13 protein-coding genes are annotated in these 15,977 nt (G+C 68.3%); 10 read left to right on the plus strand and 3 right to left on the minus strand.

Annotated features, from left to right (window positions below; genetic code table 11):
- Positions 1-219: 219 nt before the first annotated feature.
- Genes ABFP37_RS00585 through ABFP37_RS00595 form a run of 3 tightly spaced genes read left to right on the plus strand, consistent with a single transcriptional unit; the run spans position 220 to position 5,556 of the window.
- Positions 220-477, plus strand: coding sequence for a WhiB family transcriptional regulator (locus tag ABFP37_RS00585; RefSeq protein ID WP_347032567.1), 258 nt, complete (start codon positions 220-222; stop codon positions 475-477).
- Entirely contained in the window at positions 477-3,881 is a 3,405-nt protein-coding gene (locus ABFP37_RS00590) for a glycosyltransferase family 2 protein (RefSeq protein WP_347032568.1), read from the plus strand. The genes ABFP37_RS00585 and ABFP37_RS00590 overlap by 1 nt, the downstream gene beginning before the upstream one ends.
- The gene (locus ABFP37_RS00595; RefSeq protein WP_347032427.1) at positions 3,874-5,556 is read left to right on the plus strand and encodes a DUF5719 family protein; all 1,683 of its coding nucleotides are present in this window, start codon (positions 3,874-3,876) and stop codon (positions 5,554-5,556) included. The genes ABFP37_RS00590 and ABFP37_RS00595 overlap by 8 nt, the downstream gene beginning before the upstream one ends.
- Positions 5,557-5,615: 59 nt before the next feature.
- On the opposite strand, the gene ABFP37_RS00600 is transcribed toward ABFP37_RS00595, so the two are convergent.
- Positions 5,616-6,128: a metallopeptidase family protein gene (locus tag ABFP37_RS00600; RefSeq protein ID WP_347032428.1), complete on the minus strand. Its 513-nt coding sequence runs from the start codon at positions 6,126-6,128 to the stop codon at positions 5,616-5,618.
- Between the two features lie 121 nt (positions 6,129-6,249).
- On the opposite strand from ABFP37_RS00600, the gene ABFP37_RS00605 reads away from it, so the two are divergent.
- The 4 genes from ABFP37_RS00605 to ABFP37_RS00620 all read left to right on the plus strand — a co-directional run bounded on the left by ABFP37_RS00605 (position 6,250) and on the right by ABFP37_RS00620 (position 9,894).
- Positions 6,250-6,639, plus strand: a complete 390-nt coding sequence (locus ABFP37_RS00605; protein ID WP_347032429.1) for a DUF3499 domain-containing protein — start codon at positions 6,250-6,252, stop codon at positions 6,637-6,639.
- Between the two features lie 75 nt (positions 6,640-6,714).
- Positions 6,715-6,951, plus strand: a complete 237-nt coding sequence (locus tag ABFP37_RS00610) for a hypothetical protein (protein WP_078030097.1) — start codon at positions 6,715-6,717, stop codon at positions 6,949-6,951.
- A 52-nt stretch (positions 6,952-7,003) separates the two neighbouring features.
- The gene (gene ahcY, locus ABFP37_RS00615) at positions 7,004-8,491 is read left to right on the plus strand and encodes an adenosylhomocysteinase (RefSeq protein ID WP_347032430.1); all 1,488 of its coding nucleotides are present in this window, start codon (positions 7,004-7,006) and stop codon (positions 8,489-8,491) included.
- Between the two features lie 170 nt (positions 8,492-8,661).
- A complete protein-coding gene (locus ABFP37_RS00620) occupies positions 8,662-9,894 on the plus strand; it encodes an Ig-like domain-containing protein (RefSeq protein WP_347032431.1) in 1,233 nt (410 codons plus the stop codon).
- On the opposite strand, the gene ABFP37_RS00625 is transcribed toward ABFP37_RS00620, so the two are convergent.
- Positions 9,891-10,712 carry an RDD family protein gene (locus ABFP37_RS00625; RefSeq protein ID WP_347032432.1) on the minus strand — a complete coding sequence of 274 codons (822 nt, stop codon included), beginning with the start codon at positions 10,710-10,712 and terminating at the stop codon, positions 9,891-9,893. The two genes, ABFP37_RS00620 and ABFP37_RS00625, sit on opposite strands and share 4 nt — an antisense overlap.
- 76 nt (positions 10,713-10,788) lie before the next feature.
- Here ABFP37_RS00625 and ABFP37_RS00630 point away from each other — a divergent pair, with 76 nt between their 5' ends.
- A complete protein-coding gene (locus ABFP37_RS00630) occupies positions 10,789-11,775 on the plus strand; it encodes a stage II sporulation protein M (protein ID WP_347032569.1) in 987 nt (328 codons plus the stop codon).
- 123 nt (positions 11,776-11,898) lie between these two features.
- Complete coding sequence (locus ABFP37_RS00635) at positions 11,899-13,065, plus strand: TIGR01906 family membrane protein (protein WP_347032433.1); 1,167 nt, start codon at positions 11,899-11,901, stop codon at positions 13,063-13,065.
- A 63-nt stretch (positions 13,066-13,128) separates the two neighbouring features.
- On the opposite strand, the gene ABFP37_RS00640 is transcribed toward ABFP37_RS00635, so the two are convergent.
- Positions 13,129-14,835, minus strand: coding sequence for a phospholipid carrier-dependent glycosyltransferase (locus ABFP37_RS00640; RefSeq protein WP_347032434.1), 1,707 nt, complete (start codon positions 14,833-14,835; stop codon positions 13,129-13,131).
- A gap of 87 nt (positions 14,836-14,922) precedes the next feature.
- On the opposite strand from ABFP37_RS00640, the gene rsmI reads away from it, so the two are divergent.
- Positions 14,923-15,834: a 16S rRNA (cytidine(1402)-2'-O)-methyltransferase gene (gene rsmI / locus ABFP37_RS00645; protein ID WP_078030090.1), complete on the plus strand. Its 912-nt coding sequence runs from the start codon at positions 14,923-14,925 to the stop codon at positions 15,832-15,834.
- Positions 15,835-15,977: the final 143 nt, after the last annotated feature.

Raw genomic sequence — 15,977 nt, forward strand, 5'->3', positions numbered from 1 at the left:
CGGGGCGTGCCGAGTGACTGGTACGTAGATCCGGCTGATCCGGATGCCGCCGAGCGGTACAACTTGGACACCACTGCGTCGTTGCAGGACCAGGCCACCGCGTTCCTGGCAGAGCATGAAGCACTGCTGGGCGGCCGGCCAGAGCTGGACGAGGACCTCAGCGATCCGCCGATGGAACTGCGGACCCCCGGAGCGGGCACGCTGACCCAGCCGGTGTGGATAGGTTTGCCCCGCGAGCAGGACTTCGACGACGAAGGCGAGCTCGGCTGGCAGACTGATGCTTTGTGCGCGCAGACTGACCCTGAGGCGTTCTTCCCCGAAAAGGGAGGCTCCACACGGGACGCCAAGAAGGTCTGCGGAGCGTGCAACGTCCGGTCCCAGTGCCTTGAATATGCTTTGGCGAACGATGAGCGCTTTGGTATTTGGGGAGGCCTCTCCGAACGTGAGCGCCGTCGGCTGAGGAAGCGAGCAGTCTAATTCTTCAGGAAGTACACGTCACTGCCGTTGTGGTTGCCCATAACGGCAGTGACTATCTCCCCAGGACCCTGGCGGCATTGGCGGGCCAGACCCGGCCGGCGGACGCTGCGATCGGGGTGGATACAGGTTCACAGGACAATTCCGCCGCCCTCCTTGCAGGTGCGTTCGGCAAAGCCAGCGTCACCCGTATCCGCGCCGGCAAAACAGGGATGGGCGCTGCCGTATCGGCAGGCCTTGCTGCACTGGCCCCGTGGAACCCGGAAACCGAGGAGACTGCCTCCGAATGGATCTGGCTCCTGCACGATGATGCAGCCCCCGCCCCGGAGGCGCTGGCGGAGCTGCTGCAGGCCGTGGAGCGTGCGCCGTCAGTCACGGTGGCAGGGTGCAAGCAACTGGACTGGGACGACAAGCGGCGGCTGATCGACGTCGGACTTTCCACCAGCCGCTGGGCCGAGCGGCTCACCCTGATCGAAGCGGATGAGCTCGACCAGGGCCAGTATGACGGCCGCTCCGACACCTTCGCCGTCAACTCTGCCGGAATGCTGGTCCGACGCGACGTCTGGGAACACCTCAAAGGTTTTGATCCGGCGCTCGCCGGCACCGGTGACGACGTGGACTTCTGCTGGCGGAACCGGCTGGCCGGACACCGCGTTGTCGTGGTGCCCAGCGCCAAAATGTTCCACGTTGCGCACCGGCCGCATGCACTGGGCACCGCCACGGCCGCGCGCCGGGCCCAGGTGCACCTCCGGCTCAAGCATGCACCGCTGTGGGCGGTCCCGCTGCACACGGTGGGGGCGCTGCTGGGCAGCATCTTCAAACTGGTCTTCAGCATTGCCGTGAAGGACCCGGGGCACGGCTTCTCCCAGCTTTTGGCGACACTGGCGGCCCTTGGCCGGCCCGGGGCAGTCTTCCGCGGGCGCCGGAATGCCGCCCGCACCCGCCGCGTGCGGCGCTCGGTGGTCAACGCGCTGCAGACCGAACGGCGCGAAGTGTGGGGCCACCGGCGTTCGCTCATGGAAGCTTTGGGCGCCGACGACGATACACAGGCGGCCGACAGCGGGAACGATTCACTGGCGGAACAGCCCAGCGGCGACTCCACGAACGACTTCGCTGCTCTCTCCACCAGCGAACGCGGCTGGGTGGGTAACGGCGCCCTCGCCGCCGTGATTCTTGCCTCGGTGGCTTCCTTTGCCGGACTGGCCGCACTCTTCCAGGCCGACGCCGCCGCCGGAGGCGCACTCCTGCCGGCCTCCGCCAGGCTGGGGGACATCTGGCATCACGCCTCGAGCTGGTGGATCGGACTCGGCGCCGGATTGCCGGGCCACGGTGATCCCTTTGGCTACGTCCTGTGGGTCCTGGGCCTGCTGGGCGGGGGAAACGCGAACGGCGCCCTCATCTGGCTGCTCCTGCTTGCCATGCCGTTGTCCGGGCTGGCCGCCTGGTTCGCTTCGGGCGCCTTGACGTCGCTCCGCCGGTTCCGGCTCGCAGCGGCGGTCGTTTGGGCCGGGGCACCGGCCTTGCAGATCGCCGTCAACCAGGGACGCGTGGGCGCCCTCGTGGCCCACGTCATGATGCCTCTGCTGGTGCTCGCGCTGCTGCGCGCCACAGGCTCCGCGATCGGACGCGGCCGCTTTGCCGTGCCCGCCACGGGCCAGCGGCATCAGGGTGACAAGCTACCGGTGAAACCCGGCGTCAACGGCACACCGTCCTGGACGGCTGCCGCAGCGGCAGGGCTCGCCTTGGCCGTAGTCACCGCTTCGGCGCCGTCGCTGCTGGTGCCGGCCGCCATCGTTGTGGTCCTGAGCGGGCTGCTGCTGCGGGGGAGGGGACGCACCCTGTGGTGGGCCCTGCTCCCGAGCGCGGCTCTGTTCGTCCCGTTCGCCCTGTCCACCCTGGACCGGCCCCGGGCCCTTCTCGCCGATCCGGGACTGCCGCTGGCGTTCGACGCGGCTCCGCTCTGGCAGCAGGTTCTGGGCCAGCCCCTCAGCTTCGACTCCGCAGCCGGGCTGTCCGGCCTGGCGTTTTTCGCGGCCGGTCCCGTGCCATGGGCACTCGTGCTGGCGCTCCTGATCGGCGCGCCGGTGCTCGCACTGGCGGTGGCTGCGCTGCTCATTCCGGCTCGGCGCGTCCGCGTTGCCCGGGCCCTGTGGGCGGGCGCGCTCGTTGTGCTGGCCGGGGGATGGCTGGCCGGGCACGTCGCCACCGGAGCCACGGAGCAGGCCCTGGTGGCGCCGTTCGCCGGGCCCGTGGTGTCCGCCGCCGTGTTCGCGCTGCTCGGGGCGGCACTCATCGGCGGCGACGCCCTGCTTTCCCTTGCCGGGCCCCGCACTTCCCCCGAAGCCGGCGCCGCTTCAGCCGGCAAGGCTCCTGAAACTGCGCCGCGCGGCCGGCGGGCCATCCTGGTCCGTTCCGCTGCGGCGGTGGCCGTAGTGCTCCTCCTTGCCGGTCCGGCGGCGGGCCTCGCCGCCTGGGCGGCCCAGAACGTTCTCCAGCCCGCCGCTACTGCAGGGGCCGCTGCGGACACACCTGCGCTGGGAACTCCCCGCCTCGTGGCTGCCACGAATCCGCGAAGCCTTCCTGCCACGGCCATCGACCGCGGTGAAGGTCCGGAGCAGTCACGCACCCTGCTGATCGGCACGGGTGAGGACGAGACGTACGACGCCTCGCTGATGCGCGGTGCCGGCACAACGCTGGACGGCCTTTCCACCATCGCCTCGGCGCGCAACATCCGGGGGAATCCGGGCAGCGAATCGGTGCGCGAGGATGACGAAGTCACAGCCGCGCTTCGCACCACCGTGGCCACGCTCGTCGCGGGCCAGGGCGTCGACCCGCGGCCCGAACTCGAACAGCTCGGGGCCGGTTTCGTGGTGCTCCGCGCGTCGGACACCGCGGCGCAGCTGACGGCGAGCCGCATGGACGCCGTGCCCGGGCTCGTGGCCGTGGGCCAGACGGACTCCGGCTGGCTATGGCGAGTCAGCCCGCTGAACCAGGCCGTCCTGCAGCCCGCCGACGTCGCCCACCGCGTCCGCATCGTCGACGGCAAGGGCGCTACGATCAGTCTCCTTCCGTCGGGCCTTACCAACGTGGAAACGGCCGTGCCGAAGGGCCCCGAAGGCAGGCTCCTGGTCCTCGCGGAGCGCGCGGACCCGGGCTGGACCGCCTGGCACGACGGCCGCAGGCTCACCTCCACCACCTCGGGCTGGTCCCAGGCATTCACGCTGCCTACGCAGGCGGGGCAGGTCACCGTCCGCTACGAGAGCCCGTGGGCGCCGTGGACGGGAATCATCCAGGCGGCGGTGATCGGCCTGACAGTCCTCCTGGCGCTGCCCATGCCGGCACGGCGCCCCAATACCGGCCTGTCCAGGGACGAAGGCTCCCTGCGTAAGGAATACCAGAATGCATAAGGAAGAGAACGACGCCGGAACACCGGCAGCGTCTTCACCGGCACCCTCCGAAGGAGTCGGCGTCCGCAGCGAAGAACGGGCGAAACCTGCAAAAAAGGGCAGGCGCCCCGCACGCCGCGGCATGGTTACCGGCCTGCTGTCGGCGGTAGCGATTCTGGCGGCCGGGGGCGGGCTGGTCTCAGCTGCATCCCTCGCTCCGCAGCCCGCCAGTGACCGCCGGCTCGAGATCCCGCTGGCTTCCGTTCCTGCGGGCAGCAGCCAGGATGTGTGCCCCGGCCCGGCGAAGCTGCTCGAAGGAACGCCGGTGGGGACGGACCCGCAGTTCAGTCCGGTATCGGCCACGGCCCGGAGTTCGGTCTCGGCGGCCGTCGTCAGCGCGGCCGGCGGTTCGCTGCCCGGAAGCAGGCTGTCCGCACTGGGCGGCTCGGAACTGCTGCGCATCGCTGACGTTCCCGGCAGTGCGACAGCTCCGGCGGGCGCGTCCGGCCAGCTCGCCGGCATCGTCGCCCAGCGGAGCGTGGAGGACGTCAGCGTCCTGAGTGCCGACGCGCTGGGCAACCGGCAGCCGTCCGCAGCCGCCGTCATGAACTACACGGCTACGGACGGGGACCTGCAAGGGTCAGCCGCCGCTGCGTGCCAGGCGCCGTCGAACGACCTCTGGCTTACGGGGGCCAATACGGCAGTGGGCCGCAGCAGTGTCCTGAACATGACCAACGCCTCCACCACGCCAGCCACGGTCAGCCTGGAGCTTTTTGGCAAGAGCGGCCAGATCAAGGCCCCCGGCAGCAGGGGGCTGCTGGTTGCTCCGAAATCCACCCGCTCCATTGTGCTGGCAGGCCTGGCCCCCGGTGAAGAGCGGTTAAGCGTCCACGCCCGCAGCACGGGCGGACCGGTCAGCGCATTCATCCAGCAGAGCGTGCTGCGGGGTCTGACGCCGGGAGGGGTCGATTTCATTGCCCCCGGGACCGCGCCGGCGGCCCGCCAGGTCATGACGGGAATCGACATCCAGGACCCGGACGGGCTGGCAGCGCTCACCGCCGCGCCAGGCTACCTCGACGCCGCACCTTCCGTCCAGATCACCGTTCCGGGGCCCATTGATGCCGTGGTGGAGGTCAAGCTCTTCGGGAGCGCCGGGCAGAAGGCGCTGCCCGGCGGTGGCGTCGTTACCGCCAAGGCCGGGACGGTGACGGATGTTCCACTGGCCGGCGTTCCGGCCGGCCAGTACACCGTGTCGGCGACGTCGGATGTGACCATCGTGGCCGGCGCCCGCGTGAACCGGGGCCTGAAGGCCAGCCAAAGTTCGGATTTTGGCTGGGCGCCGTCAACGGCCCAGCTCGGCAGCCAGCATGTTGTGCCGGTTCCGCAGGACGGCGAGCGGCTGCTCGTATTCGGGGCGCTGGATGACCGGGCCACCATTTCCTACACCCCCATCACTGCCGACGGCAAGCTCCGTCCCGCCGCCAGCGCGAACATCGCCGGGGGCACCACGACGTCCCTGAAGGTGCCGGCCGAAATCGGAAAGTCACCGGTCGTCGCCTACGTGGTGTCCGCCTCCGGCGGCGCGGCCTACGGTACGGTCCTCCTTGAGCGGGAGGGCCGCAACGACGTCTCCACGGTCGCCATCGCTCCCGGCGCCGAGGGGCAGGAAAAAGTGAAGGTGACGCTGGGCCAGTAGGTCCGGTGTGCGGTGCAGGCCCTGCCGGACTGCGGCCAGGCCCTGTTTACCGCCGCGAATCAGTAGCGGCGGCGGTAAACAGGGTCCAGGGTCTCCGGCGCCACGCCGAGCATTTCAGCAGTGTGTTCGACCACAACGTCGTGCACGAGGTCCTGAAGTTCTTCCGGGACCGGGCACGCCTGTTCAACCACCCTGCGGAACAGCGTAATGACGGGTCCCTCGTCCTCGGTGGCGGGCGTGTAGGAGCCAAGGGGGGCCGGCGATCTGTCGGCCACGAGCTGCTCCAGGTTCGGCGGGATCTCCTCGACGGCGAACCGCACGCCGTCGAGCGGCTTGCCCCAGATGTCGTGGAGGCGCTGGGCGGAGTCCATGACGAATTCGTCGAACCGGTCCGAGCGCGTCCGGTAAGCGGGCAGCGTGGGCAGCGTCAGTTCGCCGCGGAGCCCGCGTCCGTGCCGGTTGCGTCGGCGCTGCACAAAGCTTCGCGCGGGAACAGAGCCGGTGGCGTTTAGGGGAGCGTCGGGGTCAGCCAACCGGACCGTAAAACCCGAATCATGGTGCGATGACTGCATATACAGACTCTAAACCCGGCGGATGATTTGCGCGACATAATCCGCGCCGAGCGGCACCGGCGCGGCGCGGGCCGCCGTCAATGTCGGAAAACGATCCCCACCCGGAGTAGTCTGTGATGTCGTGGGTGCTATCCGTCAATGTTCCAGGTCAGCCTGCCGCCAGTCCGCGGTGGCAACTTTGACGTACGTCTACGCAGATTCCACGGCGGTCCTCGGACCGCTGGCCACCTACGCGGAGCCGCATTGTTACGATCTCTGCGAGCAGCATGCCGGCTCCCTGACCGTGCCGCGGGGCTGGGAAGTCCTGCGCCTAGCGATGCCGTCGGAGCGGCCACAGCCCGGCCCGGATGACTTGCTGGCGCTGGCCGACGCCGTGCGCGAGGCGGCCTCCCGGCCGTCGTCGTCAGCCCCTGCGCAAGGGCAGCGCGGCACGCATTCAGCGCTCGAGGCGCCCGCCGGCACGGAGGGTGCCCGCCGGGGCCATCTGCGTGTCCTGCGCGAACCGTCCTGACGCCGAACTGGCGGTAGGCTGGGAGCTGCAAATCCGTCAGCCACAGCGCGCCGCGCCCAGCAGGGAGCAACCATCATGCCAAAGATCAGTCCTGAACTGTTGTCCGTCCTGCGGTGCCCGGTCACCGGATCGGCCCTGACCCAGGAAGGCGAGGAGCTCGTCTCAACCGCCCCGGCAGACAATGGCGAACCGATGCGCTACGCCATTGAAGACGGCATTCCCCTGCTCCTTCCCCCCGAACTCGTCGCCGCGGCCAACGCTGCCCGTTCGGACCAGCACGACGGCCCCGCGACGGCCGCACCCACCGCCTAAACTCCCGCCCGCACCGCAGAAGCCACGACGCCGGATACAGCAAAGGATTCCCATGACTCTCGATTACAAGGTTGCCGACATCTCCCTGGCCGAGGCCGGACGCCACCAGATCCGCCTCGCCGAGCACGAAATGCCCGGACTGATGTCCCTGCGCCGGGAATTCGGGCCCAGCCAGCCGCTGAAGGGCGCACGCATCGCGGGTTCGCTGCACATGACCGTGCAGACGGCCGTCCTCATCGAGACCCTGACCGCGCTCGGCGCCGAGGTCCGCTGGGCATCCTGCAACATCTTCTCCACCCAGGACGAGGCCGCGGCCGCCGTCGTGGTCGGCAAGGGCACCGTCGAGGACCCGCAGGGTGTTCCGGTCTTCGCCTGGAAGGGCGAGACCCTCGAGGAATACTGGTGGACTGCCGAGCAGATCCTCACCTGGCCGGGCGCCGACACGAACCCCGAGCTGGGGCCGAACATGATTCTCGACGACGGCGGCGACGCCACGCTGCTGGTGCACCGCGGTGTCGAGTTCGAGGCTGCCGGCGCCGTTCCGGCCGCCGGGGCCAACGATCCCGAGGAATACGGCATCGTCCTTGACCTCCTGCGCCGGACCCTGGCCGAGGACCCGAAGAAGTGGACACGCCTCGCCGCAGGAATCCACGGCGTCAGCGAGGAAACCACCACCGGCGTGCACCGCCTCTACCAGCTGGCCGAGCAAGGCAAGCTGCTCTTCCCCGCCATCAACGTCAACGACTCCGTGACCAAGAGCAAGTTCGACAACAAATACGGGATCCGTCACTCGCTGCCGGACGGCCTCAACCGGGCCACCGACGTCCTGATCGGCGGCAAGGTCGCCGTCGTCTGCGGTTACGGCGACGTCGGAAAGGGCGCCGCCGAGGCGCTCCGCGGCCAGGGCGCCCGGGTGATCGTCACCGAGATCGATCCCATCTGTGCGCTGCAGGCGGCCATGGACGGCTACCAGGTGGCAAAGCTTGAGACTGTTCTGGCGCAGGGTGACATCTTCATCACCACCACGGGCAACAAGGACGTCATCATGGCCGAGCACATGGTCGGGATGAAGAACAAGGCCATCGTGGGCAACATCGGCCACTTCGACAACGAGATCGACATGGCGGGCCTCGGCCGGGTTCCCGGCATCAGGAAGGTCGAAATCAAGCCCCAGGTCCACGAATGGGTCTTCGAAGGCGACGCCGCGGACGGCGCCGAAGCACGGTCCATCATCGTCCTCTCCGAGGGACGGCTCCTGAACCTGGGCAACGCGACCGGCCACCCGTCGTTCGTCATGAGCAACTCCTTCGCGAACCAGACGATCGCCCAGATCGAGCTGTTCACGAAGAAGGACCAGCCTGCGGGCGCGAGGGAATACGACAACCAGGTCTATGTCCTGCCGAAGATCCTCGACGAGAAGGTGGCCCGGCTGCACCTCGGTGCGCTGGGCGTAGAACTGACCGAGCTGTCCAAGGACCAGGCTGACTACCTCGACGTGGACGTGGCCGGTCCGTACAAGCCCGAGCACTACCGCTACTAGGCGCTGGCACCGGGCGCCCCGGAGGGCGGCGCCGGGTGTGCCATGCCCCCGCCCGCATGGCCCGGGCGGGGTGTTGCCCTGCCGTGCGATAAAATTGACTGGTCAGCGTTACTGCTGGGCACACGGACGGACGCCGACGGGCGGCCCGGCGGGGACATGGAGAATCTGTCATGACGGATAAGAACACGCGGAAGATCGGCAAGATCCTCGCCGTCGTGGCGCTCTGCGCTGCGGTTGCCGCAGGAGGAATCGGTGTCGCCACCGCGCCGGGCTGGGCAAACCCCGCGCCCGAATCCGAGGCTTCCACGCCCGTCCGCAATGAGCCCGGACTGGCCGCCCCCGTGGTCAAGGCCGTCGAACTGGGTGTCACGCCCACGGACGGCGCCAAGGGCGTCAACCCGGCGGTGGCACCATCGGTGAAGGCCGTGAACGGACTCGTCAAGGACGTGGTGCTGGCGCCCACTTCGGGCGGAGCGCCGGTCAAGGGCACGGTGAGTGCCGACGGCAGCACGTGGACCACCCTGGACCCGCTGCTCTTCAACACGGCCTACAGCTACAGTTTCACGATCGTGGATGAGGCGGGCCGGGAAACCAAGAGGAGCCAGACCTTCCACACGGTTGAAAGCGCCAACGAGGCGGACGCCGCCGTCTATCCGGAGAACGGCTCCACCGTCGGGGCGGGGCAGCCCATCGACATCGTCTTCAGCGAACCTGTGGCCAACAAGGCCGCCGTGGAGAAGGCAGTGAAGATCACCGTTTCCTCCAAGCAGCCCGTGGCCTGGCACTGGTACTCGGACCAGCGCGCCCGCATCCGGCCAGAGAAGTTCTGGGCGTCCAACAGCCGGGTCAGCCTGGACATGAAGCTCTTCGGCGTCGACTTCGGCAACAAGATGATCGGCAACTTCAATGCCAAGGTGCAGTTCAAGGTCGGCACGCAGCGCCTGGCGGTCGTGGACGACATCACCAAGACCATGAAGGTCTATTTCGACGGCAAGCTCGTCAAGACTGCTCCCGTCACTCTGGGCAATCCCGAATGGCGGTCACCCACGGGTTACGCCGTCATCCTGCAGCAGGAACGGCGTTCCAAGTTCAACGCCGGCAGCATCGGCCTCAAGCCGGGGGACAAAGGCTACTACCCGCCGCTCACCGTGGAGTACGCCAACAGGCTCACGTGGTCCGGTGTCTACGTCCACCAGGCCCTTGAGTCTGCGTGGAGCTACGTGGGGGTCTCCAACGTGTCGCACGGCTGCGTGGGGCTGCTGCCCGCGGACGCCGTGTGGTTCTTCAACAACATGAAGACAGGGGACGTGGTCCAGGTCCTCAACACCGGCGCGGCGGCCGTCGAGCCGCTCGAAGGCTACGGTGACTGGAACATCCCCTGGGCGCAGTACGCCAAACGTTAGCCCGCGGGGGTGTCCCGGCCGGCGCTGAAGGGGAGGCGGTGGAGGCGTTCGCCGATCCTGCCGCTCTGTTTCCTGGCTTGCTCGAGGCGCCGGAGCTCGCGGCTGCGGCGCTCGGCAAGGACCGCCGCAAGGTAATCGTCGGGAGTCGTGCCGGACGGCGGAGCCGGGGCCACGAAGGCGGCCACTTCCGATGCAAGGGACGCTGCCATTCCGCTGCGTGACAGCGGAGACATCCGTGGTGCCTGCCGGACGAACTGTGCCGCGCGGCGGCCCAGGGCATCCGGGATCCGGCCAATGTCCGCCGCGGCCGCCCAGGCGTGAAGATACCGCGGGGTGACCGCCACGACCGGCGGCTCCACCGGGACGCGTCGGCGCAGCGAATATGTTCCGGCCACAATGTCGCCGAGCCGCCGCGACCTGTCATCGAACAGGGCAACGACAATCGCGATTCCGCCGAGCGTCAGGTAGATCTCCAGGAAGCCAATCAATGCCCGGATGACCGCGTGGCGGAAGCGGATCGCCCCGCCGTCGTCCCGCACGATCCGCAGCCCGGCGGCCAGCTTTCCGAGCGAAAGGCCCCGGGTCAGAGTTTCCACGGCCGCAGGAACAATGACGAGACAGAACACCACGCTGACCAGGATGAGCGCCTGCACGGCAGCCTGGTCCAATTCATCGCCCGCGGCGGCCACTGCCAGCAGGATCCCCACCAGCAATGCGGTATGCGCCAGGACGTCAAGCAGCAGCCCCATGGCGCGGGCCGCAAAGGACGCCGGGCGCAGTTCAAGGACAACTGCCTCGCCTGTGATGAGTGGACTCAATTCGTGCCCCTTACCTCGTGCGGCCTAGTGGTCGCCTAAAGTCTAGTTCGCGGCAGGTTAGGGTAGTGGCGTGGACATGGATGCCTTCTCCGCCGTCAACTCGGACACGTGGTCGAGACTGCATTTCCTCGCGCACAAACGGCTTCTCAGCGGCGCTGACGCCGACGAACTCTTGCGCCTCTACCAGGCGACTTCCGCACACCTGTCCCTGCTGCGGTCCACCGGCGCAGAAAGCGGTCTCTCGGCGTCGCTATCGGCCACGCTTGCGCAGGCGCGCACGCGATTCACCGGCGCACGGTCGAATTTCCTGGCGGACCTTGCGAAGTTCTTCGTCGTCTCCCTGCCCGCCGCCTTGTTCCGAATCCGCTGGCTGACGTTTGCCTGCGGAATCGTGTTCTGCATCATCGGCTGCGCATATGCCTGGTGGATCGGAACGTCCCCCGAGGCCCTGCGGGCCGTTGCGTCGGAGGACGAGGTCCGGCGGTATGTGGAGGAGGACTTCATCGACTACTACTCGGAGAACCCGGCCGCCTCGTTCGCGGGGGCTGTGTGGACCAACAACGCCTGGATCAGTGCGCAGGCGGTGGCTCTGGGCATCACCGGATTCTGGGTCCCCATGATCCTGCTTTCCAATGCGCAGGGGGTGGGAGTGGCTGCCGGCATCTTCGCCGCGGTGGGAAAGGCGGACGTCTTCTTCAGCTACATCCTGCCGCACGGACTGATGGAACTGACGGCGGTCTTCGTGGCATGTGCCGCGGGACTGAGGATCTTCTGGGCGATGGTGTCGCCGGGTCCGCGGACCAGGTCCCGCGCCGTGGCCGCTGAGGGGCGTTCCATGATTACCGTGGCCCTGGGACTGGTCCTGGTGCTGTTCGTGTCGGGACTGGTGGAGGGCTTCGTTACGCCCAGCGACCTGCCGGTGTGGGGGAAGATCAGCATTGGCGGGGCCGTGCTGGCCGCCTTCTGGCTATACGTACTCGTCTGCGGCGGCAGGGCATACCGGGCCGGGGCGAGGGGCGACCTTGACGCCCAAGACGCCGGCTACGGAGAAATAGCCGCGTGATTCCCGCGGGACGCGGGGTGGCATCTCGCGGTGCCGGAGCGCCTGACGGTAGGCTCTTCAGGAGATACACAGCGCTGCCTGGGCCCGACCCGGAGCGCGGACGCCTACGGAAGTGAAGCTGCAGTGAACGACAATACTCCGACCCCGTCCAGACGGCTCGATCCGCAGCTGGATCCGGCCAATGAGCCGGCCATTGATCCTGCCGGCGATTCCGATGCGCCTGCGTTTGACTGGATGAAGCCGGCACCCGCACCGCGGGAGACCGCCGCAGGCACGGAGCGCCCCTCTGAGGACGGCGATTCCGCCGCCCAGCCCGGCAGCCGCGCGGACCGCAAGGCGGCGGAAGCGGCTGCTGCGTACACTGCCGAGGACTCGGACACCGCTGGGCCAGCAGATGCCGCAGCGTCCACCGTCCCCGCCCGCGGCGCCCACTTCAGCGAGCCCCTGCCCACCTCCGCGCTCCAGGTGCGTCCGCCGCGCGAGGACGTGGAGCGACGCAACGCCGAACGCGAACAGGCAGCGAACGCCAAGCCGGTGCTGCCGCGGATCCTGCAGGTCCTGTTGGCAGTCTTCTACCCGGTGATCCTCCTTGTCCTGGCCGTGCGCGCCGTGACCAGCCCGCTCTTCCTGTGGGTCGAGTACCACAGGCCGGGTTTCCCGGGCGATGGCTATGGCTTCAACGCCGACGACCGCATGACCTACGGTTCCTACGCCGTGGACTACCTGAGCAACTGGTCGGGCCCGCGCTACTTGGGCGAACTGGTCAACCGCAGCGGCGACAAGCTGTTCAAAGACGGCGAAGTCAGCCACATGGCCGACGTCAAGCTCGTGATCCTCTCGACTTTCGGCGCCGGAGCACTCCTGGCGCTCATCAGCATCGCGGCTGTCATCTACCTGCGCCGCCGCACCCAAGGCGGCGTCCGCCGCGGGCTGTTCGCCGGTTCCGTCGTCACCCTGGTCATCATCTTGGGCCTCGGCACGCTGGCCGCGCTCGGCTGGCAGCAGTTCTTCACGGAATTTCACCGCATCTTCTTCGCCAACGGCTCTTGGACGTTTGCCCTGGAAGACACGCTGATCCGGCTCTTCCCGGGGCAGTTCTGGATCGACGCCGGCATCGTCATCGCGGCACTCGTCCTGGTCACCGCCGTCGTGACCCTGGTTCTGACCTGGCCGACCCGCCGGCGCCGCGGATTGCCCAAGCCCGTCAAGAAGGACGGCAAGGAAGACGCCGGAGAAGCCGGCACGGACGAAGACGCCGAAGCCGGTGCGGACCAGCCCTCCCGGCTGTAACCGCGACGGCGTACGCCGGCCTGTGCCTCAGATCCGGCCCGTGCGTCAGATCCGGATCTTGCCTCAGATCCAGGAGGGCATCCACATCCTGACGCGCCAGTCCTGGTACGAAATGATCTCGGCTGTCCAGACCGGATAGAAGAAAGCCGAGAGCAGCACGGCGCCCACAACAAACAGGGCAACGCCGTACAGCCCCGACCGCCTGCGCCACAGCGGGTCTGTCCTGCGCCCCAGCACCAGGCCCAGGCAGTAGACCAGGGCGAGGATCAGGTACGGCTCAAAGGAAACGGCGTAGAAGAAGAACATGGTGCGTTCCGGGTACAGGAACCAGGGCAGGTACCCCGACCCGACGGCTGCCAGAATGGCACCTGCCCGCCAGTCGCGGCGTCCCGCCCACCAGAACAGCAGGACCACCAGGGAGACGGCCGCGCCCCACCAGATCAGCGGGTTCCCCACGGACAGGATGGCCGACGTGCAGTTGGAAAGGTCGCAGCCGGGCGTGCCCTGCTTCGGGGATTCATAGAAGAAGGACGTGGGCCTGCCCATGACAAGCCAGCTCCAGGCGCTGGCCTCGTACGGGTGTTCGGAGCTGAGCCCCTGATGGAACTTGAAGGCCTCAAGGTGGTAGTGCGCCAGGGACCGGACCGCGTCCGGCAGCCAGCCCCATACCGCGCTCGGATTCGAGGCGGCCCATTGCCGGTAGTAGGCATCCGTGGACCGGAACCACCCGGTCCAGGTGGCGGCGTACGTCACCGCGGCCACGGGGACGATGCTCGCGAACGCCAGGATGCCGTCCTTGATGATGCCGGCGCTGGTCCAGCCGCGGATGCCGGCGATCCGGCGGGCACTCAGGTCCCAGAAGACCGTCAGGAGACCGAACCCCGCCACGAAGAAGAGGCCCGACCACTTGGTTCCCACGGCCAGGCCCAGGCACACGCCCGCCACGATACGCCACCACCGGATGCCCAGCCAGGGGCCGGACAGCAGCTGGAGGGGCGACGGACGCCCGGCCGGGGTGGCGGCTGCCTGCCGGGCGAGCCGGAGGGCAAGCCGGCGCCGGCCGTCGTCGCGGTCCATCAGTAGTGCCCCGAAGGCGGCCAGGATCCAGAACGTCAGGAAGATATCCAGCAACGACGTGCGTGACATCACCAGGTGATGCCCGTCAACGGCCAGCAGCAGCCCCGCCAGCGCCCCCAGAATGACGGAACTGAAGAGCTTCTGGGCGATCAGGGCGAGCAGCGCGATGGACAGCGTTCCCGTCAGCGCCGCTCCAAAGCGCCAGCCCACCGGATTGTCCGGTCCGAATAGCCACATGCCGGCGGCGATCATCCATTTGCCCACGGGAGGGTGGACCACGTACTCGGGCGTGTTCAGGAGCACGCCGGGATTGCCTGCGATGAACGAGTCGTTCGCCTTCTCCGGCCAGTTCCGCTCATAGCCGCTCACCAGCAGGGAGTAGGCGTCCTTGACGTAGTACGTTTCGTCGAACACCAGGGCGCGGGGGACGTCCAGGCGGACGAACCGGAGGACACCGCCCACGGCGGCGGTCAGGGCTGGAACCAGCCAGAACCAGAGCCTGAGCGACGGCGGGTAGTCCCGCCAGGTGCGGATGCCGCCGAGCAGTCGAAGGGTAAGGGCTTCAGCGGTGAACGCTTCCGTGGGGCGGCTGATCCAGCGGACCCCTCCCGGCTTGCCGCCCGAAGGTTCCGAGGCTGAATCCGGTGTGCTGGCTGATCCGGCCACGTCAGGCCGCACGGAGGTCTGTGTCACCTGCCCATGCTACCTTTCGCCCCCCACGGTCAGCTGACGCCCGGCTATGTGCCCGCTGAAGGTTCCGGCCGGCAGTAGGCTGGACCTGTGGACCAAGACCCGAGCAATGCCCAGACCAGCAGTTCCGAACCGCCTGCAAGCTCGGGGCAGGACGTCACCGCCGGCGGTCCCGGACGAATTGTCCTGGCGGCCACGCCCATCGGCAACGTCGGCGACGCGTCCGCGCGGCTCATCGAGCTGCTGTCCTCCGCTGACATCGTCGCCGCCGAGGACACCAGGCGCCTGCACCGGCTGGTCCAGAGCCTGGACGTCACCGTCGCCGGCCGCGTCATCAGCTACCACGAGCACAACGAAGCCACCAAGACAGCGGAGCTGCTGGAGCAGGTCCGCACAGGGAAAACGCTGGTCATGGTCACCGACGCCGGGATGCCTTCGGTTTCCGATCCCGGCTTCCGGCTCGTCGAAGGGGCAGTAGCCGCGGGGCTCACTGTCACGGCCGTTCCCGGACCCTCCGCCGTGCTCACGGCACTGGCACTCTCCGGACTTCCCACGGACCGCTTCTGCTTCGAGGGATTCCTGCCGCGGAAGGCCGGTGAACGCGCGTCGCGGCTGGCGGATCTCGACGCCGAGCGCCGCACCATGGTCTTCTTCGAGGCGCCGCACCGGCTCGAGGTCATGCTGCGGGCGCTGCATGAGCGCTTCGGGCCGGACCGTAAGGCGGCGGTCTGCCGTGAGCTGACCAAGACTTATGAGGAGGTCATCCGCGGCTCCCTGCGCGAACTTCTGCAGTGGGCGGAAAGCAGCGAGGTCCGGGGGGAGATCGCCGTCGTCGTGGGAGGCGCGCCGGAACGGGCCCCCGGGACACCGGAGGATAGCGTGGCGGCCGTCAATGAACTGGTTTCGCAGGGCATCCGGCTCAAGGATGCCGTGGCCGCCGTGGCCGAAGAGGCCCGCGTCAGCAAGCGCGAGCTCTATGCCGCGGTGCTCGCTGCCAGGTAATTTCCCGCCCGGTTTCGGGCGGGGGCCGTGCTGTGCAGTTGCACAGCGGATGACCGTATGTGTAGTGCGTGCATGCGTAGACACTGGCGAGACGCGGGCAGTAGCGTGGCTTTAAACCGGCCAAGGTTCCGGCAGGGCCGCAC

Source organism: Burkholderia sp. RS01 (genome assembly GCF_039748055.1).
Taxonomy (GTDB): Bacteria; Actinomycetota; Actinomycetes; order Actinomycetales; family Micrococcaceae; genus Arthrobacter.